23 protein-coding genes are annotated in these 25,646 nt (G+C 62.4%); 8 read left to right on the forward strand and 15 right to left on the reverse strand.

All coding sequences use genetic code 11. From position 1 onward, the window contains the following. Positions 1-23 precede the first annotated feature (23 nt). The 11 genes from BUA38_RS09360 to BUA38_RS09410 form a co-directional block, all read right to left on the reverse strand. Positions 24-1,583, reverse strand: a complete 1,560-nt coding sequence (locus BUA38_RS09360) for an efflux transporter outer membrane subunit (RefSeq protein WP_072817673.1) — start codon at positions 1,581-1,583, stop codon at positions 24-26. A gap of 131 nt (positions 1,584-1,714) precedes the next feature. Beyond that, on the reverse strand, positions 1,715-2,983 hold the full coding sequence (locus BUA38_RS09365; RefSeq protein ID WP_083587520.1) for an efflux RND transporter periplasmic adaptor subunit: 1,269 nt from the start codon (positions 2,981-2,983) through the stop codon (positions 1,715-1,717). Positions 2,984-2,998: 15 nt separating this feature from the next. Further along, positions 2,999-6,208 carry an efflux RND transporter permease subunit gene (locus tag BUA38_RS09370; RefSeq protein WP_072817674.1) on the reverse strand — a complete coding sequence of 1,070 codons (3,210 nt, stop codon included), beginning with the start codon at positions 6,206-6,208 and terminating at the stop codon, positions 2,999-3,001. Positions 6,209-6,649: 441 nt separating this feature from the next. After that, positions 6,650-6,847, reverse strand: a complete 198-nt coding sequence (locus BUA38_RS36620) for a hypothetical protein (protein WP_156898463.1) — start codon at positions 6,845-6,847, stop codon at positions 6,650-6,652. 149 nt (positions 6,848-6,996) lie between these two features. Next, complete coding sequence (locus BUA38_RS09380; protein ID WP_072817676.1) at positions 6,997-7,881, reverse strand: alpha/beta fold hydrolase; 885 nt, start codon at positions 7,879-7,881, stop codon at positions 6,997-6,999. A 27-nt stretch (positions 7,882-7,908) separates the two neighbouring features. Beyond that, complete coding sequence (hydA, locus tag BUA38_RS09385; RefSeq protein WP_072817677.1) at positions 7,909-9,318, reverse strand: dihydropyrimidinase; 1,410 nt, start codon at positions 9,316-9,318, stop codon at positions 7,909-7,911. Beyond that, positions 9,318-10,085, reverse strand: a complete 768-nt coding sequence (locus BUA38_RS09390) for an aspartate/glutamate racemase family protein (RefSeq protein ID WP_072817678.1) — start codon at positions 10,083-10,085, stop codon at positions 9,318-9,320. The genes hydA and BUA38_RS09390 overlap by 1 nt, the downstream gene beginning before the upstream one ends. After that, a complete protein-coding gene (locus BUA38_RS09395; RefSeq protein WP_072817679.1) occupies positions 10,082-10,822 on the reverse strand; it encodes a GntR family transcriptional regulator in 741 nt (246 codons plus the stop codon). Before BUA38_RS09395 ends, BUA38_RS09390 begins: the two co-directional genes overlap by 4 nt. Positions 10,823-10,828: 6 nt before the next feature. Beyond that, positions 10,829-11,590, reverse strand: coding sequence for a maleate cis-trans isomerase family protein (locus BUA38_RS09400; protein ID WP_072817680.1), 762 nt, complete (start codon positions 11,588-11,590; stop codon positions 10,829-10,831). Positions 11,591-11,615: 25 nt separating this feature from the next. After that, entirely contained in the window at positions 11,616-12,914 is a 1,299-nt protein-coding gene (locus BUA38_RS09405; RefSeq protein ID WP_072817681.1) for an MFS transporter, read from the reverse strand. A 264-nt stretch (positions 12,915-13,178) separates the two neighbouring features. Beyond that, complete coding sequence (locus BUA38_RS09410) at positions 13,179-14,126, reverse strand: N-carbamoyl-D-amino-acid hydrolase (RefSeq protein WP_083587956.1); 948 nt, start codon at positions 14,124-14,126, stop codon at positions 13,179-13,181. 130 nt (positions 14,127-14,256) lie between these two features. Here BUA38_RS09410 and BUA38_RS09415 point away from each other — a divergent pair, with 130 nt between their 5' ends. Further along, complete coding sequence (locus tag BUA38_RS09415) at positions 14,257-14,706, forward strand: PaaI family thioesterase (protein ID WP_156898464.1); 450 nt, start codon at positions 14,257-14,259, stop codon at positions 14,704-14,706. 12 nt (positions 14,707-14,718) lie between these two features. On the opposite strand, the gene BUA38_RS09420 is transcribed toward BUA38_RS09415, so the two are convergent. Continuing rightward, positions 14,719-15,762 carry an ABC transporter substrate-binding protein gene (locus BUA38_RS09420; protein ID WP_083587521.1) on the reverse strand — a complete coding sequence of 348 codons (1,044 nt, stop codon included), beginning with the start codon at positions 15,760-15,762 and terminating at the stop codon, positions 14,719-14,721. A 134-nt stretch (positions 15,763-15,896) separates the two neighbouring features. Here BUA38_RS09420 and BUA38_RS09425 point away from each other — a divergent pair, with 134 nt between their 5' ends. Together BUA38_RS09425 and BUA38_RS09430 are read left to right on the forward strand one after the other, a co-directional pair. Then, positions 15,897-16,994 (forward strand): mandelate racemase/muconate lactonizing enzyme family protein, encoded by a 1,098-nt coding sequence (locus BUA38_RS09425; protein ID WP_072817684.1) that lies wholly within the window; start codon positions 15,897-15,899, stop codon positions 16,992-16,994. A 13-nt stretch (positions 16,995-17,007) separates the two neighbouring features. After that, positions 17,008-18,096 (forward strand): mandelate racemase/muconate lactonizing enzyme family protein, encoded by a 1,089-nt coding sequence (locus tag BUA38_RS09430; protein ID WP_072817685.1) that lies wholly within the window; start codon positions 17,008-17,010, stop codon positions 18,094-18,096. 176 nt (positions 18,097-18,272) lie between these two features. On the opposite strand, the gene BUA38_RS09435 is transcribed toward BUA38_RS09430, so the two are convergent. From BUA38_RS09435 to BUA38_RS09445, 3 genes are read right to left on the reverse strand one after another with little or no spacing between them, the layout of a single operon-like run. Beyond that, a complete protein-coding gene (locus BUA38_RS09435) occupies positions 18,273-19,736 on the reverse strand; it encodes an MmgE/PrpD family protein (RefSeq protein ID WP_072817686.1) in 1,464 nt (487 codons plus the stop codon). Positions 19,737-19,792: 56 nt separating this feature from the next. Continuing rightward, positions 19,793-20,428, reverse strand: a complete 636-nt coding sequence (locus BUA38_RS09440) for a thiamine pyrophosphate-dependent enzyme (protein ID WP_072817687.1) — start codon at positions 20,426-20,428, stop codon at positions 19,793-19,795. Continuing rightward, on the reverse strand, positions 20,422-20,940 hold the full coding sequence (locus BUA38_RS09445) for a thiamine pyrophosphate-binding protein (RefSeq protein WP_244553297.1): 519 nt from the start codon (positions 20,938-20,940) through the stop codon (positions 20,422-20,424). Before BUA38_RS09445 ends, BUA38_RS09440 begins: the two co-directional genes overlap by 7 nt. 524 nt (positions 20,941-21,464) lie before the next feature. On the opposite strand from BUA38_RS09445, the gene BUA38_RS09450 reads away from it, so the two are divergent. The 5 genes from BUA38_RS09450 to BUA38_RS09470 all read left to right on the forward strand — a co-directional run bounded on the left by BUA38_RS09450 (position 21,465) and on the right by BUA38_RS09470 (position 25,627). Further along, positions 21,465-22,478 carry an ABC transporter substrate-binding protein gene (locus tag BUA38_RS09450; RefSeq protein ID WP_072825981.1) on the forward strand — a complete coding sequence of 338 codons (1,014 nt, stop codon included), beginning with the start codon at positions 21,465-21,467 and terminating at the stop codon, positions 22,476-22,478. A 22-nt stretch (positions 22,479-22,500) separates the two neighbouring features. After that, the gene (locus BUA38_RS09455) at positions 22,501-23,352 is read left to right on the forward strand and encodes an ABC transporter permease (RefSeq protein ID WP_072817689.1); all 852 of its coding nucleotides are present in this window, start codon (positions 22,501-22,503) and stop codon (positions 23,350-23,352) included. A 3-nt stretch (positions 23,353-23,355) separates the two neighbouring features. Continuing rightward, on the forward strand, positions 23,356-24,177 hold the full coding sequence (locus BUA38_RS09460; RefSeq protein WP_072817690.1) for an ABC transporter permease: 822 nt from the start codon (positions 23,356-23,358) through the stop codon (positions 24,175-24,177). Between the two features lie 9 nt (positions 24,178-24,186). Further along, positions 24,187-25,296, forward strand: coding sequence for an ABC transporter ATP-binding protein (locus tag BUA38_RS09465; protein ID WP_072817691.1), 1,110 nt, complete (start codon positions 24,187-24,189; stop codon positions 25,294-25,296). 127 nt (positions 25,297-25,423) lie between these two features. Then, on the forward strand, positions 25,424-25,627 hold the full coding sequence (locus tag BUA38_RS09470; RefSeq protein WP_072817692.1) for a hypothetical protein: 204 nt from the start codon (positions 25,424-25,426) through the stop codon (positions 25,625-25,627). Positions 25,628-25,646 lie beyond the last annotated feature (19 nt).

Genomic DNA, 25,646 nt, shown 5'->3' on the forward strand with positions numbered 1-25,646 from the left:
ACAGGCTCGATCCCTACCTCACGTCAGGGCGTCAATCCCGGCGGTGGCGGATCCGGCCGCGCATGCGGCGGGTCCTGGGCAAGACGCTTGACCGCCGCGATCACCGCGGGATCCGGGCGTCTGACCGGCGGAATGATTTCGTCCGGCGGCCAGCCGCCGCCGAGCGCCTTATAGAGCGCCACAAAACTGTCCCCGGCAAGCCGGACGATTTCGGCGCGTTGCTGCTCCAGCGTAAATTGCTGCCGTTCGGCGTCCAGGACGTTGAGGAAGTCGGTCAGGCCGCGATCGTAGCGCTCGGTCGCCACCCTGGTCGCCTGACGCGCCGCATCGAGCGCGAGGTCGAGGCTACGCAAGCTTTGACGGAAGCCCTGATAGGCCGAGTTTGCTTCGTCCACCTGCTGGATCGCGGTGAGGATCGTCTCCTTGTAGACGCCCGCCAGTTCGTGGGCCCGGTAGTCGGCGATCTCGATTCGGGCGTCGAGCGCGCCAAAGTCGAGGATGGGCGCGTTGAGCGTCGGTCCGATCGAGGCGATCCAGATGATCGGAACGGTCGAACCCGACCGCGGGCCGGTCTGCCCGCCCGCGCCGGCGGTGATCGCGACGGTCGGGAACAGTTCCGCCGTCCGGGCGCCGATATCGGCCACCGAAGCGGCGAGCAGGCGCTCGGCCTCGCGAATATCGGGACGGCGTCGGATCAGGTCGACCGGCGTTCCGGCAGGTGCGCGGGCCGGCAGGCGCGGAACCGCGCCGGGCCGCAGCAGGCGGCGGGAAATGTTTTCCGGATAGTCGCCGACCAGAACGGCGATGGCGTAGGCGCTGGCGGCGATCTGCGCCTTGAGCGGCTCGACGTCGGCCTGCAAGGTCTCGACCTGACGCTTGGCGAGCAGCACGTCGAGTTCGTTGGTCAGGCCGCGATCCAGACGGGTCTGCGCGAGATCGAGGATCTTTCGCGACGCCTCGATGTTGCGGTAGAGGATTTGCAGCCGGTCCTGGCGCGCCCGGAGGTCGAAATAAAGACGGGTGACGTCGGCCGCGACCACCACATAGACCCAGTCGCGCGCCTCCTTCAGCGCCTCGGCGGTGTAGACCTGCGCCTCGATGCGGCGCGCGATCTTGCCGAAGATGTCGATCTCCCACTCGGCGTCGAGGCCGCCGACGCCGGTGATCTTCTTCAGGCCGGTATTGTTGTCGCCGTCGCGCAACGCCTGCGCGACCCTGCCCTTGGTCTCATCGGTGCCGGTGCCGGTGCCGGCGCCGACGCCGCCATTGAGCTGCGGCACGGCTTGCGCGCCGACCACGATCAGTTGCAGGCGCGCCTGCTGCAAGCGATCCAGCGCGATCTTGAGGTCGATATTGTTCTGGATCGCAAGGTCGATCAGCTCGTTGAGCTGCCGGTCATGCAGCGTCCGCCACCATTGCCAGAGTTCGGGACCGGCGCCGCCGGATTGCGGCCCCTGGCCCGAAGGCGGCGCTGTGAAGCTCGCAGGGATAGCGGCATCGGGCGTGAAATATTCCGGACCCAGGGCGCATCCCGCCAAGGCTCCGGCACACACGACCACACAGGCGAGGCGTTGGACTCTCATGCACCTATTCCGCTATGCCCCAGAGGCGCGAGTTGCCAAACATCGCCGATAGGACGTCGTCCGCCCGATCTTCGTCAACCCACCCGCAGAATTTTGCTGAAGCCTTGTTGTCAAATAGCAACGGAAGCTGCTCATCGCACTTCGGCCTCGTGGGCCGGCGGCGGTGGCGCATCCTTCGAAACCCGAACCTGCTCGCCTTGCGATAGCGAATCCGGCGGGCTGTTGATGACCGTGTCCGACGCCGAAAGACCTGCCAGCACCTCAAACTCGGTTCCCAGGTTGCGGCCGAGCTTGATCGAGCGCAAATCGACCTTGTCACCTGGCAAAAGGATCGCCAATTGCGGGCCGTTCTCGCGGAAGATCAGCGCACTGGTCGGGATTCGCAGCACGCCCGGCGTATCGGCGAGGTTGAACCGCACCTGGGCGAAGGTGCCCGGCTGCAAGAGATTGTCGGCGTTCTTGGCATGGAGCTCGACCAACAGCGTCCGCGCCGTCTTGTTGATGGCTTCCGACGTCGTCGACACCACGGCGTTGAACGTCTTGTCCGGATACTGCGGCAGGATCATCTCGGCGGTGAGACCGGCCTTCATGTTCGAGGATATTTCCTGCGGGACCTGCACGAACACCCGCATCTCGTGCACGTCGGCGACCCGGAACAATTGCGGCCCGTTGCTGGTGCTGCTGCCGGCATTGATCAAGGCGCCGATGTCGGTATTGCGCTGGGTCACGACGCCGTCGAAAGGAGCGATGATACGCTTGAAGGCCTCTAATGCCGTAAGCCGGTCGACTTCGCTCTGATTGACATTGGCTTCGGCGATCGACGCCTTGTACCGCGCATCGGCGCTGCCGAATTCCGCTTTCTTGGCCTCGGTCTCCTGTTGGGAAACGACGCCCCGCGGCGAGTCACGCCAGCGCGCATAGGTGGTTTCGGCGAAGTTACGCTCGGCCTCTCTCACCTTGACCTGGGCTTCGGCCGAATTCAGCTTCGCCTTGGCCGCCGCCAATTGCGCATCGAGATCGGGCGCGTCGATTTCCGCCAGCAAATTCCCCTTCTCGACATGCGCACCGAAGTCGAAGTGCCACGCCTTCAGATAGCCGCTGACCCGCGCATAGATCGGCGCCTCGAACCAGGCCTCGATATCGCCGGGCAGATTGATTTGCTGCCCCGTGACGCCCTGCTTCGGCGAGACGGTCGCAACGATCGGCACGGCAAGATCGGCCGTCCACTTCGCAACCTCACTCTCCTGCTGACGGCGCCACAGGATGCCCGAGACGGCGATTCCCATCGCGACGAGCACCGCAACGATGGCGATCCAGCGCGACTTGCCGGGTGGCGGCGCTATCTTGTTTGGCCGGGTGTCTTGTTCCGGCGGGGCGTGATGCGGATGAGCGTCAAGCAAGGTTATCTCTCCCAATCACCGGCTCGGCTCGCCCGACGGCACGATAGCCGTCGCCGGCACCTGGTCGCTCTTGCGGTGAAGAACGCTGAAGACGACCGGAACGAAGAACAGGGTGGCAAGCGTTGCGACAGCAAGTCCGCCGATCACCGCGCGGCCGAGCGGGGCGTTCTGTTCGCCGCCCTCGCCCATCGCCAGCGCCATCGGAATCATGCCGATGATCATCGCGAGCGCCGTCATCAGCACCGGACGAAAACGGGTAAAGCCGGACTCGAGCGCCGCGGTGGTCGCGTTCAAGCCGTTCTCAAGTCCTTCGCGCGCGAAACTCACCAGCAAGATACTGTTGGCGGTCGCAATGCCCATGCACATGATCGCGCCGGTGAGCGCCGGTACCGATAGCGTGGTACCGGTCATGAACAGCGTCCAGACAATGCCGGCAAGCGCGGCGGGCAGAGCTGTGACGATGATGAAGGGATCAAGCCAGGACTGGAAATTGACGACGATCACGAGATAGATCAGCACGATCGCACCGGCGAGGCCGAGATAGAGCTGGCTGTAGGCGTTATTCATCGTCTGAACCTGACCGCGCACGGCCGTGTAGGAACCGCGTGGCAGGTCTTTCTTGGTCTCGGCCAGGATCTTCTCGATGTCGGCGGAGACGGCGCCGAGGTCGCGGCCTTGCGTGTCGCCAAAGATGTCGATCACCGGCTGCACGTTGTAGTGCGACACCACGCCCGCGCTCGGGCCCTGGCTAATCTTGGCGAGTCCACCGAGATAGCGCTGCGCGACCGTGCCGTTCTCCGACGTGGTGATCGGAATGTTGGACAGGTCGGAAATGCTGTTGATGCGATATTGCGGCATCTGGGCCACGATCGGATAGGAAACGCCGTTTTCCGGGTTGAGCCAGAAATTCGGCTTCACCTGCCCGCTGCCGGACAATGTCACCAGCAGGCTGTTGGCGACGTCGCGCTGGGTCAGGCCGACGTCGGCGGCCATGGTCCGGTCGACATCGATATTGATCTGCGGATAGTTGAAGATCTGCTGGATGCGAAGATCGGCGATGCCCGGCACCTGGCGAATCTTCTTCAGCAGGTCATTGGCATAGGCGTAGTTGGCTTTCTGGTTGTTGCCGACGATTTGTATGTCGATCGGCGCCGGCAAGCCAAAGTTCAGGATCTGCGACACGATATCGGCGGGCAGGAACGAGAAGCTGGTGCCCGGAAATTTCTGCGGCAGGATCGTCCGCAGTTTTTTGACGTAGTCGGCGGTCGGACCGTGGTCCTCCTTCAGCGAGATAAGCGCATCGCCGTCCTCCGGTCCGATCGTGCCGGTGTTCTGATAGGCCATGTTGATGCCGGAGAACGGCAAGCCGATATTGTCCACGATGTTGGCGAGTTCCTCGTGCGGAATCGTCGTGCGCACCGTCTGCTCGACTTGTTCGAACAGGCGGGCCATCTCCTCGATGCGCGTGCCGGGCTGGCCGCGCACATGCATCAGGATCTGGCCGGAATCGACCGCCGGAAAGAAGTTCGAGCCCAGAAACGGCACCAGCACGAACGATACCGCGACGCAGGCCAGAAAACCGACAATGAAGGCTTTCGGCGCTTCGAGCGCCCTGACCAGCAGCGCGCGGTAGCCGCCACGGAACCGTTCGAAGTACCGCTCGAAGCCTTGCTGGAATCGCAGCAGTGGATTGCGCGACCGAATGGGCAGCCTGTCGTGGCCGATGTCGGTTTCGATGGAATGGTGATGCGCGCTCATCAGGAAGTTGGCCATCGTCGGCACCAGCGTGCGCGACAGGATGAACGAGCCGATCAACGCGAACACGACCGCCTCCGCCAGCGGCTGGAACAGATAGCCTGCGACGCCGCCGAGCTGGAACATCGGTACGAAGACGATGCACAGACACAGCAAGGTGACGAAGGCCGGGATCACGATCTGCTGCGCACCGTCGAGAATCGCGGGCTCGATCTCCTTGCCCTGCTCGAGATGATAGTTGATGTTTTCGATGGTCACGGTGCCGTCGTCGACCAGGATGCCGACCGCGAGTGCAAGTCCCCCCAGCGTCATGACGTTGATGGTTTCGCCAAGCAGCGACAGCGCCGTGAGCGAGAACAGCACGGCGAGCGGAATTTCCGTGAGGATGATGACGGTCGAGCGCCAGCTGCCGAGAAACAACAGGATCATCACGCCGACGAGCACGGCGGCCAGGATGGCCTCGCGAATGACGCCGAACACCGCCGCCTTGACGAACACCGACTGGTCGCCGACGGCTTCGAGATTGAGACTCGGCGGCAGCGTCTCTTTCACCCGTGTCAGCAGCGACTTGACGCCCTCGATCACGTCCAGTGTCGACGCCGCGCCGGCCTTCAGGATCGTCATCAGCACGGCGCGCGAGCCGTTCACCCGCACGAGATTGGTCTGCGGCGGCGAGCCCTGATGGACATAGGCGACGTCGCGGACGAAAATGACCGTGCCGTTGGATTTCTTCACCGGCAGGTCGTTGATCTTTTCGAGATTGACGGGGCTGGCATTGAGCGAGACGTTCCAGTCGAACTTGCCGATCTTCTGGTCGCCGGCAGGAAGAATCAGGTTCTGCACCGAAACCGCATTGACGACGTCTTCCGCCGAGACGCCATGCGACTGCATCGCCTGCTGGTCGAGATCGATCTGCACCTGCAACACCTGGCCGCCATAGGGCGACGGCACCGCTGCACCCCGCACCGTCGCCAGTTGTGGCCGGATGAAATTCTGCCCGAGATCAAACAATCGCATCTCGGGCAGCGCCGTGCTCGACAGCGCCAATTGCAGGATCGGCACGCTGGAGGCGTTGTAGCTCAGTACGTATGGCGGTGTGATGCCGGGCGGCAGCAATTTCAGCACCGTCTGTGAGGACGCTGTCACCTGTGCCATCGCGGCAGCGATATTGACGTCCTTCTGGAAGAAGACCTTGATCACGCCATAGCCGGCCAGCGACTGCGACTCCACGTGCTCGATGTTGCTGACCTGGGCGGTCAGGAAGCGCTCATAGTAGTAGATCACGCGGCCCGACATGTCGTTCGGAGGCAGGCCGTTATAGCTCCAGACGACGGCGATGACCGGGATGTTGATGTTCGGGAAGATGTCGGTCGGGGTGGTCAGCGCGGCGCGAACGCCAAACAACGCGATGAGCACCGCGAGCACAACGAACGTATAGGGACGCCTCAGCGCGGTCAGAACGATCCACACGGCGCTATCCTCCCAAGATCTGGCCGAGGCGTCGCCGGCAGCCTAACGGGTTGTGATCAGGATACAACGATCTCGGCGCGGAATTCACTATTCCCCGCAAGGTCCGGACGGATACGATCATGACAACAGCTGTATCCTTCCAGACACCCAACGTGAGATCGAAAGCGCGACAAGCCCAGACCGGGGTAGCCGGCCGGGATCGCGCGAAAGCCGATACGCAGTGCAAATGATGGAAAGGCTGCCGCAGCGCGGCAACTAATATAAAATTTAGTGTGCCGTCAGCGGGTTCCATGATGCCCGTTGCCTGGATTTCAGGCCGCATTCGGCCATCGCGAGATCGTCACGTTGCAGCGCAAAATGCACCGCGAAAGCGCTGCCGAACATCGGTGTTTTACACGGCTGTCATGCGGCGCGAACCGGACGTCGAAGGGCTTAAGCCCTTCACAACTTGCGCGGCCGTCCTCGCTTGGCGAAAACCACGCCCCGCTTGTCGGCGGAGCGGCGAAGTGCGCCTGCCAATTTGAGGGCTTCGTTGCGTTCGGGACCAGGCGCCATCTGGCGCGCGAGTTCCAGTGCGTCTTCAGCCGCCCCGTCCCGGTCCAGTCGTTCCCGATCGGATGAGCGTTGATCCTTGCTCATCGTCCCCACTGCGCTCCCTTTACCCCCCGTGTCCTTGTTTCAATTGACGTATTGATCACGGGTTGGCCCAAAGATTGGCGCGATTCCACACAAGCGTCAACGATCGCGTTCCGCCCAGTGGAATGTCGGCCAGCACCTTGATTTCCCGGTCAATTTTTCATGCCAGTGATCGAGGAAGAGACCGCGCGGGGATCGCGCTGCGGCCAGCGGCCGCTTTCGACTTGCGCCAGGAAATCGCCGACGATCCGGTTATATTCCTCGGGTTCCTCGATGTTGATGGCGTGACCGGAATTCGGGATCACCGACAGCGCAGCGGAAGGAATGTTCTGCTTCATCAGAATCCCCGGCAACAGGCACGGCCAATCCTCATCGCCGGTGATCACCAGCGTCGGCACCGTGATCCGCTTCATCTCCTCGACCAACGTGTAGAGCGACGGCCGTTCCTTCTGCACGCCCTGCTGGGTGTTGGCCGAACCTATGTTCGAGTGTTCCGCGAGCATCTTCTTGAACTCGGCGTGCCCCCGCGGATCCTTGTTTTCATATTGCACGCGGGTCGGGCCATAGGCGTAGCGTTCGGCAAACGCCGCCATGCCATCCTTCCGCAACGAACCAGCGATGACGTCCGCTTCGGCACGGAAGATCTCGCGCTTGTCCGGTTCGGCGCCATAGCCGCAACCGCCGATGCAAAGTGACAGCGCGCGGGAATGATGGCGAATGCCGAAATGCAGTGTCGCGAAGCCGCCCATCGAAAGACCGACGATGTGCGCTTTCGGTGCCTTGATGTGATCGAGTACCGCCAGGATATCGTCGGCCGCGCGCCCTTGCGAATAAGACGCGACGTTCTCCGGCACGTCCGAGGGCGGAAAGCCGCGCGCGTTATAGGCGATGGCGCGATAGCGCTTGCCGAAATAGCGCATCTGCGGCTCGTGGCTGCGCAAGTCGCCGGCGAATTCGTGCACGAAGATCACCGGCTCACCCGTGCCGGTCTCCTCGAAATAGAGCCGCACCCCGTCGTCCGTCGTTGCATATGGCATGGTATTCTCCCTGCTTCTTGTTGATCTCTAAACGGCCAAGTTCTTCGGCGGTTTGTTGCGCGGCAGGTAAGTGCCGTGCCCCTTGGCGCCGACAAGCTTGCCGTCGTCGACCACGACCCGGCCGCGCACCATGGTCAATACCGGCCAGCCGGTGATTTCGATCCCCTCATAGGGCGTATAGTCCGAGCCGTCATGGATCAGGTCGTGACGAATGGTGAGCTTGCGCTCCGGATCCCAGATCGCGACGTCGGCGTCCGACCCGACCGCGATTGTGCCCTTGCGTGGATAGAGGCCGTAAATCTTGGCGTGGTTGGTCGCGCTGAAGGCGACGAAACTGTTGAGATCGATACGACCCTTGACCACGCCTTCGGAAAACAGGATCGGCAGCCGCGTCGCCACGCCCGGAATGCCGTTCGGCACCCAGCGAAAACTGGTGCGGCCCTTCGGCGCCAGCTTGCCTTGCGGATCGTCGTAGCGGAACGGGCAGTGGTCGGAGGAGAAGACCGAAAACACCTTTTGCTGAAGGCCTTCCCAGCACGCCTTCTGGCTGGCCTCGTCGCGCGGCGGCGGCGAGCAGACATATTTGGCGCCTTCCATGTTGAGTTGGTCGAGGTCTTTCTCGGTCAGCACAAGATATTGCGGGCAGGTCTCGCCCAGCACTTTCAGCCCGCGCCGCTGTGCGCGGCGGATTTCCTCCATCGCCTCGCGGTTCGACACATGCACGATCATGATCGGCACGTCGACGAGCTCGGACAGCGAGATCGCGCGATGCGTCGCCTCCCGTTCGACCGGGATCGGCCGCGACGTCGCATGAAAGCGCGGGGCAATGTTGCCGCCGCGCTCCAGCCGGTCGGTCAGAAACTTGATGGCGTCGAAATTCTCCGCGTGCACCATCAGCATCGCGCCGGTTTCACGCGCCACCGACATGGTCTCGAGCAGCTCGCGGTCCGACAGTGCCAGACCCTCATAGGTCATGAAGACCTTCATGGAGGTGTAACCGTCTTCCACCAGCGCCGGCAGTTCCTGACCCAGCACGTGTTCGGTCGGATCGGAGATGATGAGGTGGAAGGAGACGTCGACATGGCATTCGCCATCCGCCAGCGCATGATATTTCTTCAGCGCCTCGCGCAACGTCTGTCCCTTCTCTTGAAGACAAAACGGCAACACCGTGGTGTTGCCGCCGAACGCCGCAGAGCGGGTGCCGGTGGCAAAGCCGTCCGCCATGACAATGCCGTCGCCCGAGGGCTGGGCGAAGTGGACGTGGCTGTCGATGCCGCCGGGCAACACCAGCCGGCCGGTCGCATCGATGATCGTCGCCGCCGTGCCGAGATCGTTGCCGAGCGCCGTGATCTTGCCGTCGGCAATGCCGACGTCGCAGCAAAACGTATCGGCCGCGGTGACCACCGTGCCGCCGCGGATGATGGTGTCGAACCGCATCAGCGCGTTCCTCCTTGCTTTTCGTCGCGGTGCTCGATCACGGCAGCCAACGGCTCGGCGAGACCTGTCGTCGGCTTTGGGCCGGGACGGCGGAAGGTACCGGCGCGCGCTTTAAGCGGCTTCAGCACGGCGAGCGTTTCCGCCTGCCGTACCGCCGCCGCGACGGGATCGATCACGGGAACCGGAATCCGATCCTTTACCTTGTCGGCGAGACCGGCAAGCGGCGCGCCGGAAAGAATAACGACGTCGGCATAATCTCGCTCGACCGCGAGGTTCGCCAGCCGCACCAACGCGTCCTCTTTTTCGGCTTGGACATCCGAGATCGATTGAAAGGATTCATCGAGCGCGCGAATGCCGGTGCAGCGCGTTTCCAGGCCATGCATCACGACGCACTCGTCATACCAGGGCGCGAGCGTAGGCGAAAACGTGACAATGGAAAATCGCTGTCCCAACATACAGGCCGTCAGCATCGCGGCTTCCGCAAGACCGACGACGGGAAATGAAAACAGCTCGCGCGCGCCGAGCAGGCCGGGATCGCCGAAGGCGGCGATGATCGCCGCATCAAAGCCAGCACCTGCCTCAGCAAGCATCTCCAATGCGATCGCACCGCCGATCTGCGCTTCGGCGCGGGTCGCAATATACGGCACGCCGCGTTTGGCCGTCATCGGCACCAGCTCCGTGCCCGGCGATGCGGCACGGTGACCTGCAGCATAAAGCAGCTCGGTCACTTCCGCGGTCGTATTGGGATTGAGCAGGAGGATTTTCACGGCGTTACTTTCTCCTTCGTCAGCGTCTCGGCCACGGCCTCGCCGGTGCGGCGAACGTGCTGGCCAAGCAACCGCCCGGCCCGGTCCGCATCGCGCGCCTTCAACGCGCCAAGAATTTGCCGATGCTCGCGTACGGACTCGTCCCATCGGCCGTCGGCCGCCAACGCAAAGAAGCGGGCGCGTTCGGCGCGCGCCAGCAGCGCGTCATGCGAGGCCTTCAACACGCTGTTGCGCGCAAAGCTGACGATGGTGCTGTGGATCTGCTGGTTGATTTCGAAATAATCGCGCAATTCGCCGTGCTCACGATGACGTTCGATTCGCGCCTGAAGCGCCTCGAGACGGTCGACATTCTGTTCCGTCATACGAATCGCGGCGAGTTCCGCCGCGCATCGTTCGATGGCGCCGACGGCCTCGAATAGTTCGGCCAACTCGTCACGCCGGAGTGCTGCTACCACCGCGCCGCGGTTGAGCCGCAGTTCGACCAGGCCTTCGGCGGCGAGTTGCTTCAAGGCTTCGCGCAGCGGCGTGCGCGAAATGCCGAGCGCTTCCGAAAGGCCGACTTCAAGCAGCGGTTCGCCTGGCGCAAGATCGCCACGCACGATCAGGATACGGAGTTTGTTGGCGGCCTGCTCGTGGAGGCCGGCGCGGGGAACGCGCAAGGCCCGCCGTTGCAATGGGGTGACGCCGCGGCGGCGCCTTGGCTCTTTTCGGTCAGGCTTTGTCTTGGTCGTGGTCACGGCAGCTCACGAATGATGTCGCAGTGGTGCGGAGGAAGCGAACGGCAAGACCTTCTGGTTGGCAAATAGGCTGCCCCAGCCCCGGACGATGGATGGATCGACACCCGCGGCGATCAGGCATCCCCACAGCGTGACGGCGATCGAATCGAAAACGCCGGCGCCCAGTTTTCGCTCCAGTGGCTCGGCGACCGCAGCGCCGCGCATGTTGGTGCAGAGCACGACAGCGGCATCGGCGCCATCCCGCACGACCTCCTCGATCATGCGCGCCACCTCGGCCTCCGGCACGTCGGCAAAGGAGAAATTATCGGCAAGCGACAAATGCCGCTCGGCGACGCAGTTCAACCCCTGCGAACCCCAGACGGCCATGATGCGGTCCTGCACATCGGCCGTATAGGGTGACACCAGCCCGATGCGCGCGGCTGGTAGCTGTCGAAACAGATCGCGATAGGCGAGCACCGTGGTGCAGGCGCGGATGCCGGTGGCTTCCGTGATACGTTCGCACAGCCGTTCATCGCGATCGAAACCGAGCCAGCTGGCAGACGTCCCGTTCCAGGCGATGACGTCAACCTTGGCATGGGCAAGCAGTTCTGCCGCGCGCAAAATTTCGCTGTGGTCGAACTGGGCTTTCGCGGATTCCGACAGCGCGATCTCCGTCACCCGGAAGCGCGAGGCATGCACGGAGACGCCCTCGACGCCGGAAAGCATGGCATAGGTGACCGGCTCGAGCGCCGTGTTCGACGAGGGCGTGAGCATGCCGAGCCGGGTCATGGCGTTTCCTTCAAGCCTGTTCCGCTCACACCGGCAGGCGGCGGCTGTAGTCGATCAGGGTCGAACAGACCAACAGCGCAACGCCGGCGAACGTGAAATACATCATCGCCAGGAAGTAGGAGCCGGTCGCCTGCACGATGAAACCGACGATGATCGGCGTGGTGATGCCGGCGATATTGCCGCCGAGATTCATGCAGCCGCCGAGGAAACCGGCCTTTTCCCGGCCGGCCAGCGCCGCCGGAATGACCCAATACATGCCGCACCAGCGCAGGAAGAACAGCGTCGAAGACAATAGCGCCACGACCAGAACCGCGTCCGACGTATAGGCGACAAGGAAGATCGAGACCGTCACCATGATCGCGGCAATCGCAAACAGCGTGCGGTAGACGAGATTCGGCGAGCCGCCGCCCTCGCGCCAGCGATCGCCGATCCAGCCACCGATCAATTCGCCGACGAATCCGGCAAAAAAGATGATGAAGGACGTATTGCCGAGCGACTTGATGTCGAGGTTGTGCACCTTGAACAGATAGGTCGGCATCCAGGTCAGCAGGCCATAGAAGGTCACATTGAAGAAGAACCAGCCCAGGCACATGCACCAGACCGAGCGGAACTTGAAATAATCAACCCAGCTTCCGCCCGACGAAGGCGTCGAAGCCGCATCCTCGAGCGCATGCGCCTCTTCGATATAGCGCGCCTCCGCTTCGTTGACGGACGGATGCTCGCGCGGCGAGTTGCGGATGTAATACCAGGCCCACAGGCCGCACAGGATGGTGCCGACGCCGGCGATCACAAAGGCCATGCGCCAGGAATTGAACGCAGCGATCAGCCAGGCGATCACGATCGAACCGAGCGCGGCGCCAAGCGGCGCTCCGCCATCGAGCAATGTCGCGCCGCGACCGCGTTCGGTCTGCGTCATCCAGAGCCCGTTGAGCTTGCCGCCGGCCGGATAGATCGGTGCTTCCGAAGCGCCGAGGCCGAGCCGCGTCAGCAGCAAGACGAACCAGTTCGTCGACAGCGCCGCGATTGCCTGGAACGCGCCCCAAAACACCGTTGCCAGCGCCACCACGATTCTCGGCTTGAAGCGGTCGGCCAGCATGCCGCCCGGCACCTGCATGAAGGCGTAGGTCCAGAAGAACGAACTGAGGATCAGCCCCTGCCAGGCCGGATCGATATCGAATTCCTTCGAGATCAGCGGCATCGCGACCGAGAGCGAGGCGCGATCGATATAGTTCACCGAAACCAGAAACAGCAGCAGGAAAAAGATCTTCCAGCGCACACTGGTCGGTTTGACGGCGCCTGCGGCAGCAATGACCTGATCACTCATGGCTCTCCCCCCAATGCCGGCAGATCCTTGCGCGAGCCTTCCTTGTCATCTTCGCGCGATCGTCGTCATTGACGATCTCCCCCTATCGGCTGAGGCGGAAGTCTGCGGCAAGGCGGGGGTAGCAGCAACGACATTTTGTATGCTGCATGCAAAAGATTACTTCGCATTGATATTGTTATTCTTTTTAATACATAAAAAGCCCGGTGCCGGAAGTTTTGCCTCTGGCTGACGCGCGATTGGGCGGCTGGAAATAACTCGCGGCCATTACTTGCCGGGTCGCGCCGGCGTTCCGTCCGCCATGAGATTTCGTCCCTTCCGCTCGACGATCATCCGATACGCCTGAGGCTGACGATGAACATCGAAATTGAAAGTGGTCCGCTTATAGGAATTGCAAAGATCGAGATCGCAACGCGCCAGCGCGATTTCGTCGCCTTTGGTCGTGCAGGCGGCAACGACTTCGCCTGACGGCGCGATGATGCAGCTGCCGCCGATCTGGTCGACGCCTTCCTCCACGCCGGCTTTCGCAACGCCGACCACCCAGGTGCCGTTCTGATAGGCGCCGGCCTGCATCACGAGCTGATTGTGGAACAGCGAGAGATCGTCGTGTTCCGGCGCCGGTGGATTATGCACCGGCGTGTTGTAACCGATCATCACCATCTCGACGCCCTGAAGCCCCATGACCCGATAAGTTTCAGGCCAACGGCGATCATTGCAGATCGCCATCCCCATCACGCCGCCGAACGCCTCGACCACGTCGAAGCGATCGCCAGGTTCGAAATAGCGCTTCTCCAGATGCTGAAATCGGCGGTACGGCTCGTGTTCGGCATGACCCGGCAAGTGGACCTTGCGGTATTTGGCGACGATCGCGCCGCTCTTGTCGACGAGAATGGACGAGTTGTAGCGATTGATGACACCACCCTCAGACGTCAGTTCGCCGTAACCGAGGTAAAAACCGATGCCGAGTTCGCGGGCAAGATCGAACAAGGGCCGCGTCTCCGGTCCCGGCATCTCGCGCTCGAAGAAGTGGTCGATCTCGGCCTGATCCTCCATGAACCAGCGCGGAAAGAACGTCGTCAGCGCCAGTTCGGGATAAACGATCAGATCGCATCCGCATTCGCGCGCCTGACGCATCAAGGCCGACAGGCGAGCCACCACTTGCGTCCGCGTCTCAGCTCTGGCGATCGGTCCCAACTGGCCCGCCGCGACATTTATCAAGCGCACCTCAACATCTCCTTTGGTCGCCGCGTCTGCGCTTCCAGCTTCGGCCACAATACTCTTCCGATCAACTGGTCCCCATGGCTATATGCCTTGCAGCGGTGCAATTGTCGGGCAGGAAGGCAAGATGTTTCAGGCACAGGATCCGGATTTCAGGGAGCGCGTGCGCGCGAGCTTCGCACGGCAGCAGGTCATGGCAACGCTCGGAATCGAAATCGCTCATCTCGAACCTGGTGAAGTCCACCTCACCATGCCACCCAATCCCGCTTACACGCAGCAACATGGCTTCATGCATGCTGGCATCATCACCACGGCGCTGGACAGCGCCTGCGGCTACGCGGCGTTCTCCCTGATGCCGGCGGAGGCCGCGGTGCTCACGGTCGAGTTCAAGACCAATCTGCTGGCGCCGGCCAAGGGCGAGCGCTTCATTTTCCGTGGCCATGTCGTCAAGCCCGGGCGAACGCTGACGATCTGCGAAGCACGCGCGCTCGCGATCGAGGGGGGCAAGGAAAAACTCGTGGCGACGATGACGGGCACGCTGATGGCGATTACCGGCCGACAGGACATCGTTCACTGACGAGAAGGACGCTCAATCGCCTTGCTGACCGTAGGCGGTTTCCCAGAACAGTTCCTTCCAGTCGCCGACTTTCGACTTCATGCTGCCGATGCGGTTAAGGAACGCTGCGAAATAGGCAATGCGATGCGGCTGCGAGGTGAACTCGAAACCGGGATCGTCAAGCAAGGCGCGTAGTTCGTCGATACTCTCCGAGGCATTCTGAGCCTTCTTCCAGAGCACCGCGGCAGCGTCCTTGTCCGCGCTGCACATTTTGATCGAGGCTTCCAGCGCGTTGCCCACAGCCTTGAACAAGGTCGGGTTCTTGTCTCTCGTCTGCTTGGTGGCAAGCAAACTGACTTGCGTCAGCGGACCGCCGAACACCTCGCGACTGTCGGCTACGACATGAGCGCCCGGCAGCTTGAGGCCGCGGTCCGTGAAAGGCTGCACCGCGATATGCGCGGTGATCGTTGCGGTGCCGTAGCCTGCCGAAAGTGCTGCGACCGCGTCCGCGTGGCCGAGGCCGACCGTCAGGTGATCGAGACGATGCGGATCATTCCACAATTTCTCCGCCGCCATTTCCAGCATCATGGCATTGAAGGATATGCGCACCGAGGGCACCGCAATGCGATCCTTCTCGGTGAAATCGGCAATCGTCTTGACGTTGGGATTGATGGTGTAAAGCACCATAGCGCCGTTCGACATGGTGCCGACGGCCCTGACCTCGTTGGGCGTACCGTGAGTCTTGTCCCAGAGCGTCAATAATGAGGGCAGCGCGGCTGCGCCATACTGAGCCGAACCCGACAGCAACGCATCCGTGATTGCCGCCGGACCGCTCAGTGCTCTTGCAGTGGCCTCGACCTTGCCGAGACCGAGCTTGCTGGCCTCCTGCTGAAGCACGCCGCCGGTGACCATCATGTCGACGGGCAGATACATCAAGCCGCGCTGCTGGACGAAATTGACTGCGAGAGGCGCTTGCGCGCGAACGATCGCGGGCGCGGCAACAAGGCTCACGCCACCCGCCATGGTGACGATGGCATGACGCCTGTCCAAACGCCGGTCACCCTTGCTCCTGGGCATCTTGACCTCCCGATCTGGTCACGGCTCTTATCGTTGTAACGGCCGGTGTCTTTCGCCTTGCCCATCATAGGCAGCGTCAGGCGCATGAACAATAACTGGCCAGATGGGGAGCGAGGCGTGAGGTCGGGTTCGTCATGAAAATCACGCGGGTATCCGCTGTCGTTTATCGCCAGCAGCTCAAACCCGGCGGTTCCACGCCGAAATTCGCCGGCGAGCGGCGTCAGGCGTTCGAAACGGTGCTGGTCAAGGTCGAGACCGACGAGGGGATCACCGGATGGGGCGAAGCGTTCCCGCACCGGATCTGGCCGGCCGTCAAATCGCTGCTGGAGAACCTGATCGCGCCCGTTTGCATCGGCGCAGACCCCGCCGAGATTCCCGCGCTGATGAAAAAGCTGATCTACCACGTGCATGGCGTCGGGCGCGCCGGCCCGGTGATGTATGCGCTGTCGGGTCTGGATATCGCGCTCTGGGACATTCTCGGAAAATCGAAGAATTTGCCGATCTATCAACTGCTCGGCGGCGCACCGCGCGCCAAGCTTCCAGCCTATGCCAGTCTCTTGAAGTACGGCGAGACCGACGTCGTCGTCCGCACCTGCGAGCAGGCGCTGGAGCGCGGCTACGGCGAACTCAAGGTGCACGAAACCGGACGCGCCGAGATCACGGCCGCGGCGCAATTGTTGCGGCGGCACAATGGCGGCTCGTTGATGGTGGACGTCAATGCGCCATGGACGCTTGACGAAGCCTTGTCCGCGGTCGCGCCATTGCGCGAACTCGGCCTGAAATGGATCGAGGAGCCGGTTTGGCCGCTGGAAGATTTCGAAGCCGCGCGGCAGGTCAGTGCGGCCGGCGTCCCTGTCGCCATCGGCGAAAATGTTCTCACGCCCACCGATTTTGCGCGGCTGATCCAGAGCCGGGCCGTCGACTATATCCAGCCAAGCGTCGCCAAGATCGGCGGCATTTCGATCATGCGGGACATCATCGCCGCCGCCAATACGGGTGGCGTCGCGGTCGCGCCGCACTCGGCCTATTTCGGTCCCGGCCTGATCGCGACCGCGCACGTGGTTGCGGCGCTCGCGCGCGCGCCCGTGGTCGAACGGCTGTATTGCGACCTGACTGAAAGTCCATTCGGGAATTGGTACGAACCGGTGGACGGGCATCTGGCCGTGCCGCAAGGACCCGGCCTCGGCATCGATCCCGATCCGACCATTCTGGACAAACTGACCGTGGCGTGAAGCGGAGAACAAGATGAAGATCCAACAAGTCAAGGTCAACTTCGTCCGCCTGCCGGAAGAAGAGCCATTGGTCGGCGCGCCCTTCATGGTCGGGATGATGCGCGAATTCTTCACGGTACAGGTGCAGACCGACGATGGGCTCGAAGGCATCGGCGTCACTGCGTTCGGCGGCAAACTCGTGCGCTCACTGCGCGCCGCGCTCGAAGAGCTTGGCGAGGTGATCAAGGGCGAGGATCCGTTACGCGTCGAACAGGTGACCGCAAAAATGCGGGCCGCGTCGGCATCCTGCGGTTCCGGCATCGCCATGCTGGCGATTTCCGCGATCGACACCGCGTTGTGGGACATCCGCGGCAAGGCCTTCAACGTTCCGCTGGCGCGGTTATTGGGCGGCGTACGCGACAAGGTGCCGGCCTACGCCAGCGGCGCGCTGTCGCGCACGACGCCGACCGACAAGCTGCAACGCGCCGCCGCCGCGCTGGTCGAGAAGGGTTATCGGCAGATCAAGACCCAGATGGCCGTGGCAGGGCTCACGCCGGTGCAGGAAATCGAGCGCATCCGGCTGGTGCGCGACGCGGTCGGGCCAGATGTCAACCTGATGGTCGATATCAATCAGCGCTGGAGCGTCGCCGAAGTAATTTCGATCGGCCATCAAATCGAAGATCTCCGGCTCGGATGGCTTGAAGACCCGACCACGTGCGACGATCATCAGGGGCACGCGAAGATCGCCGATGCGCTGGCAACGCCGGTCTGCGCCGGCGAATATCTCTGGGGCATCGAGCCGCACCGGCAGGCGCTGGCGCACCACGCGAGCGATATCACAATGATCGATCTGCTGCGGGTCGGCGGCGTGACGCAGTGGATGAAGGTCGCCGGCATGGCGGAGGCCTTCAACAAGCCCGTGGCCAGTCACCTGCTGCCGGAAATCCATGTCCACCTGATCGCCGCCATACCGAACGGGCTGGTGGTCGAATACATGCCATGGACCTGGCGCCTGTTCGAGAACCCACCGATTCCGGTCAACGGCGAAATCGCGGTGCCGTCAGGAGCAGGGCTCGGACTGAAATTCGCAGCCGACCTGTTCCAGAAATACGGCGTCAGCTAGTGGTCCGATTCTAACATTTGCATCCCTTCTCAGCAGTCACTTTTGCAAATGTTGGAATCAAAGGACCACTAGCAAATATAGTTATCTAGTGGAGTTTTGGATTTGACATTCGCTTTCCGGACTCGCGGCTAGGTCGGTAGCGAATCTCAAATCCACTCCACTAGCGAAGGGGTCGCTTAGGCCGAAACTGACATCTTCGCGATCTCGGCCGCGTTCGGCAGGCTCTCGACATTCCAGCAGGCGTCCATGACGCGCCGGATCATGGGCGCCGGGATGATGCCATCGGCAAGGTCGGTGAATTTCACCTCGAGCTGCTGGTCGGTCATCGGCTTCTCGATGCTGCCGATGGCATGCTCGATGTAGCGATGAAGCTGCCGGCCGTCCTTCAGGACAATCGTCATGTCGACCTGCGCGGCATCGATGCCGGGCGTGACCACCGGATTCACCTTGGCCCGCAGCGCGGCGATGGTCGGATCCTTCACCGCCCGGTCGCTGAATTGCTTTTCACCGCCGGCACCTTCGACCAGCGCGACCGCGACCGCGTGATAGATGCTGAATTTTCCCTCGAGACCCTCGCGAATGTTCTTCTTGCCCGTGAGCTCGATCACCAGCGGATGGACCTTCAGATCGACACGTTCAATTTGATCGGCCGTCAGCTTGTTCTCGTTGCGCAACTGCACCGCCGCGTCGATCGCCGGGTGCATCACGATTCCGCAGGCGAACGGCTTGTAGGTGTTGAGCGCTGCCTCGTAGCGCTTGCCGAGATCGCCAAGGATCTCGTTGTAGTCCTGTTTTGTGCTGATCGTATTGGCCCAGCCACGCTTGGCCTCGATCATGCCGTCGGAGGAGGTGAAGTTCTTCGACGCAAGCATCGCCGCAAAAATGCCGTTGGAGGCAGCGCGGCCGGGATTGAAGCTCTTGTTCATCGAGCCGAAGGACTCGCGCAAGCCGACCGGCTGTGAGGCGGCGAGCCCTAGCGCCCAGACCATCTGCTGCTCGTTGAGCTTCAGCAGCTTGCCGACGGCCGCGGCTGAGCCGAACACGCCGGCGGTGCCGGTGATATGCCAGCCGACGTCATAGTGGTTTGGATAGACCGCGTTTCCGATCCGGCATTCGGTCTCGACGCCGAGCACCAGCGCATTGAGGAAATCCTTGCCCGACACCGGCTGCAATTCCGACAGCGCGATGATTGCGGATGCGACCGGGCCCGCCGGATGAATGATCGTCTTCAAATGCGTGTCGTCATAGTCGAAGATGTGGCTCGACACGCCGTTGAGAAAGGCGGCGTTCATGATGTCGAACCGCTCGCGTCGCCCGAACAGCGAAGCCTGCGCTGGTCCCGAGAACGGCGTGAGCGCAGCCACCGCAATATCGACGGTCTGGTGACGCGAGCCGCCGATCGCGACCCCAACCCAGTTCAGAAACGTCCGCACGCCTTCTTTGCGAACATTGGCGGGAAGGTCGTCGTAGCTGGACGTGACGATGTAATGCGCGAGCTCTCGCGTCACATCCTTTGGCGCGGGCTTGGCTGGAGCCGCAGCAGTGCCGCCCGGTGTTTGCGCAAAGGCAGCGTTCGCAGCCGTCGCCAACGGAAGCGCTGCGGCCGCCTGAAGCACGGTTCGTCGATCGGTGATGGCCATGGTTTCAGGTCCTCCGGATTCGGATATTGAAAAATTTCTGCGCGTACGGAGCCGGCTCAGGCGCCTTCGAGCTTGCCGCCGCCGAACACGGCGTGGACATAACGCGGCGCGCCGATCGCGGCCTGCAAGCGATGCTTGCTCAATAGCGGATCGAAGCTGGCCGGCGGCCGGACGACATCGAGGTCGGGCTCGGTTGCGAGCACGAGGCATTCAGCGCCATTGCGCGCAGCCCTGCCACGCAATTTGTCGGCAAGCGATTGCGGCTTGTCGATGTTCTCGCTCGAGGCAATCCCGGAAGCGCGCGCGAGTTGCGCGAGATCCAGCGCCGCATTGGTCAACGCCTGGCCGCCCGAGGCGGCATGGACGCCGTTCTGGACGATGAGCACCGTCAGATTGGCGGGATTGACGGCGCCAACCGTGACCAGCGCGCCCATATGCATCAACAACCCACCGTCACCTTCGACCACGATCACCGGCCGGTTCGGCTGGGCGATCGCAAGCCCGAGCGACAGCGGCAGCGCCAGGCCCATGGCGTCCTCGAAATAGAAATTTTCCGGCGCTTCATGCACTTTCGCCCAGAGGTAGGACGCGTTGCCGAGCGAAGTCACGACCAGCGCCTGCGGCGGCAGGTTGTCGGCCAACACCCGGTAATAGTCGGCCCGGGTCGGGCGTGAGGTCGCAACGTTCACCATTGGATATCTTCCCGCGACAACAAAAGCGCAAACGGACAGGAGGCCTCTTCGGCAAAGGTCGCGGCGTGCTCGACCTGCGGGCCGATCGGTCGATGGCGATCGACACAGGCGTAGCTCAAACCGACGCCGCGAAACACCGGCTCAGTCGCCCGGCCCTTGGGCACGTGATAGAAGACCGGATCGTCCGGCGTGCCGCGATAGGATACCAGCATCAGCAGCGGAAACTGATAACGCTGCGCCAGTGATACCATGCCGGCGCCCATGCTGAGTACGCCAGCATTCTGGACCAGCAGCGCGGTGCGGACGCCGCCAAGCCGCAGGCCGCAGGCGATCGCGAGCGCCTCCTCTTCGTGGGTCGCGCGCACCAGCCGCATCGTCGGCTCATGCTCGATCCGAATCAGGATCTTGCCGAGCCAGCCGTCTGGCACCGACACCACGGCGCCGAAACCCAGCCGCTTCAGCGTGTTCAGCACGTCCGACGGCCGATGCGCATCCCCCTGCGCCGCAAGCACACCGCTCAAACCATTCCTCCCACCCGCTCTAGTGGTCCGATTCTAACATTTGTACCCTTCTCGGCAGGCACTTTTACAAATGTTAGAATCAAAGGACCACTAGCAAATATCGGTTTCTAGTGGAGCTTTAGGATTTGACATTCGCTTGTGGAACGCGCGACCAACGCTTAGCGAATGTCAAATCCGCTCCACTAGCGGCTGAATCAACCAACCTTGCGGCGAACTTAACGGCGACGGTCCTGCTTGTCGACAACAAGGCTAGTACCGCCGATCTGAAGTCCCTGTATAACAAGCGGCGAATTCGATCAGGGACTTCAGATCGACAAAGCGGTACTAGAATCAATGAGTTTGCTAGTGCCCATGTCTTTCCGAAGTTCGTAAAAGGTGGGCGCTGAGGTGGAGTACGAACTTCGGAAAGTGGGCACTAGCCTGCGCCGTTGTCGGCTGCCGCGTAATGGTGCAGACTTGCCGGTGCCGGGAAGTATCTGACGATGCGCAAAAGCGCGTCGCGAGAGGAATTTGACATGCGTCGTTTCTGGCTAGCTGTGTTTGTTTTGCTTCTTTCCGTCCCCGCCCACGCGCAGGACAAACTCGTGGTCAGCATCTGGGGCGGGAGCTGGCGCGACCTGATCGCCGAGACGGTAGCCAAGAAGTTCACCGTGGAGACCGGCGTGCCGGTCGATTTCGTGACCGGCGGCACCATCGACCGCCTTAACAAGGAAAAGCTCGCCAAGGGCAATCCCGAAAGCGACATCACGTTCACGACGTCACATGTCGGCTGGCTTTACGCCAACGATGGCCTGTTCGAGACCCTCGACACGTCGAAAATTCCGAACACCAAGAACCTTGCCGAGGAAGCGCGGATCAGCCCCTATCACCTCGGCGCCTGGGCCTATGTCTACACCATCGGCTACCGCGCGGACCTCTTGAAAGACGCCAAGTTCGAGAGCTGGAACGATCTCTGGAAGCCGGAGCTGAAGGCCAAGCTCGCGGCGCCCGACTTCGACCCGAGCCATATCATCGCCGTCTCCGCCATGCTGTCCGGCGCCGACGCCGCGCATTGGGAGAAGGGCGAGGATAAACTCAAGGCGCTGAAGCCGAACTTCAAGGCCTTCTACACCAACGACGCCAACAGCCAGCAATTGCTGGCCAGCGGCGAGACGCCCTTGCAGATCGTGCTCTCGATGAATGCCTATTACATGATCGGCCAAGGGGTGCCGATCACGCTGGCGATGCCGAAGGAAGGCGCGGTGCTCGGAATCGACACCGTCGCCATCATGAAGGGCTCGAAAAAGGCCGACCTGGCCTACAAGTTCATCAACACGCTGTACGATCCGGAAATCCAGGCCGAGATCGCCCGGCTGAAAAAAGGCAGCCCGGCGGTGCTCAACGCCAAGCTCGATCCCGAAATCGCGAAGTTGCCCGGTGTCTTCACGACCGCCGAACAATGGAAGCAGCAGATCAACATCGACGCCAAACTGCGCTCGGAGAAGACCGCCGAATGGCGCAAATGGTTTGCCGAAAACATCATGAACTGACCGGGCGCATCCTAAAGCCATCATGAACCAGCGGCCTTTTTTCCGCATCTTTACGATGCCGGCGGTGCTTTGCGCGGTCGGCTTCGTCGCGGCCATGGTGGCGGTGCTGCAATATAGCCTTCGGGCCTATATCCCCGGCTCGCTCGATCCCGGCGGCTTCACGCTCGTCAATTTCCTCGACCTCGTGAAGCCGCTTTATGCGCGGGTATTCCTGGACACGGTTTTGATCTGCGCGTTGACGGCGATCGTCACGCTCCTGGTCGGCTATCCCCTCGCTTATGCGCTGGTGCAGATCGAACGTCCCTGGATCAAATCGGCACTGCTGGTAATCGTCGTCACGCCGCTGTTTCTCGGCGAGGTGGTACGCACCTATTCGTGGATCATCGTCCTTGGAAACAACGGTTTCATCAATGCAACCCTGCGCGGGCTCGGCCTGATCGAACAACCGATCCAGTTCATGTTCACGACGTTCGGCGTCGTGGTCGCGCTGGTGCACGTGACTCTGCCGGTGATGGTGATCATGCTGGCGGCCGGCCTGTCGCACATCGACCGCGACTACCAGCGCGCGGCGGAAAGCCTCGGCGCCGGCCCGATCCGCGCCTTTCTGACGGTGACGCTGCCGCTGTCGATGCCCGGCGTCATTGCCGGGGTGACCACGGCATTTGCCTGGACGTTCTCGGCGTTCGCCACGCCGCAAATGATCGGCGGCGGCCGCGTCAATATGGTCTCGAACCTGGTCTATCAGCTTGGCCTGTCGAGCTTCAATTTTCCGTTCGCTGCCGCGCTCTGCGTCGCGGGCCTGGCGCTGACGATCGCGGTGCTGTCGCTGCTCGGGCTCGCCTCGCGCCCGTTCAAGAATATCGGAGCGCATTAAAAGATGACGCCGCGCTCGACCTATCAGCGCCTGCTCGGCTGTGCCGGCTGGCTCGTCGTTATCCTGATCCTGGGCTTTCTGATCCTCCCCGCCGCGGTCGTGACGATCGCGGCCTTCAACGACAAGGCCATTCTGTCGTTCCCGCCACAGGCGTGGTCGTGGCGATGGTTCGAGCGCGCGCTGGCCTATCCGGATTTCCGCGCCGGATTCCAGAACGGGCTCATCGTCACCGCCTGGAGTTCGTCAATCGCGCTCGTTGTTGGAGCGATGTTCGCATTCGTGATCGATCGTTATCAGTTCGCACTCAAGGGAGCCATCGAGGGCATATTGGTATCGCCGCTCGTGATCCCGCATTTCACCGTTGGCCTCGGCTTTCTGATCCTGGCCGCCCAGATCGGCTGGAGCCGCGGCTTTGCCGTCGTCGTCGTGTGTCACGTCATTCTGGTGCTGCCATTCGTGCTGCGCAGCGTGTACGTGTCGCTGCGCAATCTCGACCCCAGCTATGAACTCGCCGCTGCCAGCCTCGGCGCCACGCCGCTGCGCGTGCTGCTGACCGTCACGGTGCCGCTGCTGCTGCCGGGCCTCGTCAGCGGCTGGCTGTTTGCCGCGATCCTGTCGTTCAACGAATTCACGGCGTCGCTGTTTGTGACGTCGCAGCGGACGCAGACCCTGCCGGTCGCGATGTACAATTATGTCCGCGAATTCGCCGATCCCTCGATGGCGGCGCTGTCGGTGATGTATATCGTCGGTACCGCCGCGCTGATCGCCTTCGCCAACCGTTTTCTCGGTCTCGGCAAGGTGCTCAACATCGAACAGAGCCACTGACGGAGCATCATGACGACACCGGCCCCGACAAAGGCAAAGGATGCCGCGGTCACCTTCGATCAGGTGACCAAGAGCTTTGGCGAGGTGAGAGCGCTCGACAATGTGTCGCTGGCGATTCCCCGCGGCGAATTCATGACCCTGCTCGGGCCATCCGGCTGCGGCAAGACCACGCTCCTGAAACTCGCCGCCGGTTTCCTAGGGCCCGACAGCGGCTCGGTTTCGATTGGCGGGAAGCTGGTCAACGACGTGCCGACCTACAAGCGCGAAATCGGCATGATGTTCCAGAATTACGCGCTGTTTCCGCACATGAGCGTCGCCGAGAACATCGCCTACGGCCTGAAGGCGCGTCACGTGCCGCGGCGGGAAATCCGCAAGCGCGTGACCGATGCGCTGGCGCTGGTCAAGCTTACTGGCATGGACGATCGCAAGCCGAAACAGCTGTCGGGCGGTCAGCAGCAGCGCGTCGCGTTGGCGCGTGCGCTCGTCATCAACCCGACCGTATTGCTGCTCGATGAACCTTTTTCGGCGCTCGACAAGAACCTGCGCGCTTCGATGCAGATCGAACTTCGCGACATCCAGCGCAAGCTCGGCCTGACCACGATCTTCGTCACCCACGACCAGAGCGAAGCGCTGAGCCTGTCGGACCGGATGGCTGTGATGTCGGAAGGCAAGATCCGCCAGCTCGGCACGCCGCTCGAGGTGTATCGCCGGCCGGCCGACCGCTTCGTAGCCTCCTTTGTCGGCGACACCAACCGCTTGCGCGGCGAACTCGTCAGCGTCGCGGCGGCTGACGCCGTGATCGCGATCGGCGGCGTGCACATCAGCGTTCCCGCTGAACTTCTCTCCGGGGCGCGCGCCTCGACGCCGGTTGACTTGTTTGTCAGGCCGGAGCGCCTTCGTCTCGGCGCACCCGGCGAAGCCGGCACCATGGCCGGCCAGATCGTGGCGCAGACCTATCATGGCGGCCACGTCGATCTTCAGATCGCCTGCCGCGCCTGTAGCGGCGATCTGTTGTTGGTACGCTCGAGCGGTGATCAGGCGATGATTCATCTGCCGCCGGGCACAGCGGTTGGGATATCGATCGATGTCGATGGCTGCGCGGCATTTCCGTTGACCTAGCTGCCGCCGCGATTGATTCTCGAAAAAACCGGGCACCCAATCGCGCCGCTGTCAAGAATTGACGCGCTCGCCGCTTGATGCATGCTCGCACCTCATGAGTCGCTTTGTGCATTCTAGACTAGCTCGAATGAGCAACGGGCGCTTCTGCCTCATTCGAGACCTCGGGCCGGTCAAGGGTGGCAAGGGCCTCAAGCATCACGAGGTCGTGCTGGAATTGTCGGTGCGGGGGCTGCTTCGATTTGCAGCGTCGACGATCCGCACCGATCGGATCCACGACGTGACGCCGCAGGAGTCTGAGGCGCAGATGCAAACGACGCTGTCTTCGACGTAGAAACCGGCGGACCAGACGC

This window comes from Bradyrhizobium erythrophlei (genome assembly GCF_900142985.1).
GTDB lineage: Bacteria > Pseudomonadota > Alphaproteobacteria > Rhizobiales > Xanthobacteraceae > Bradyrhizobium > Bradyrhizobium erythrophlei_B.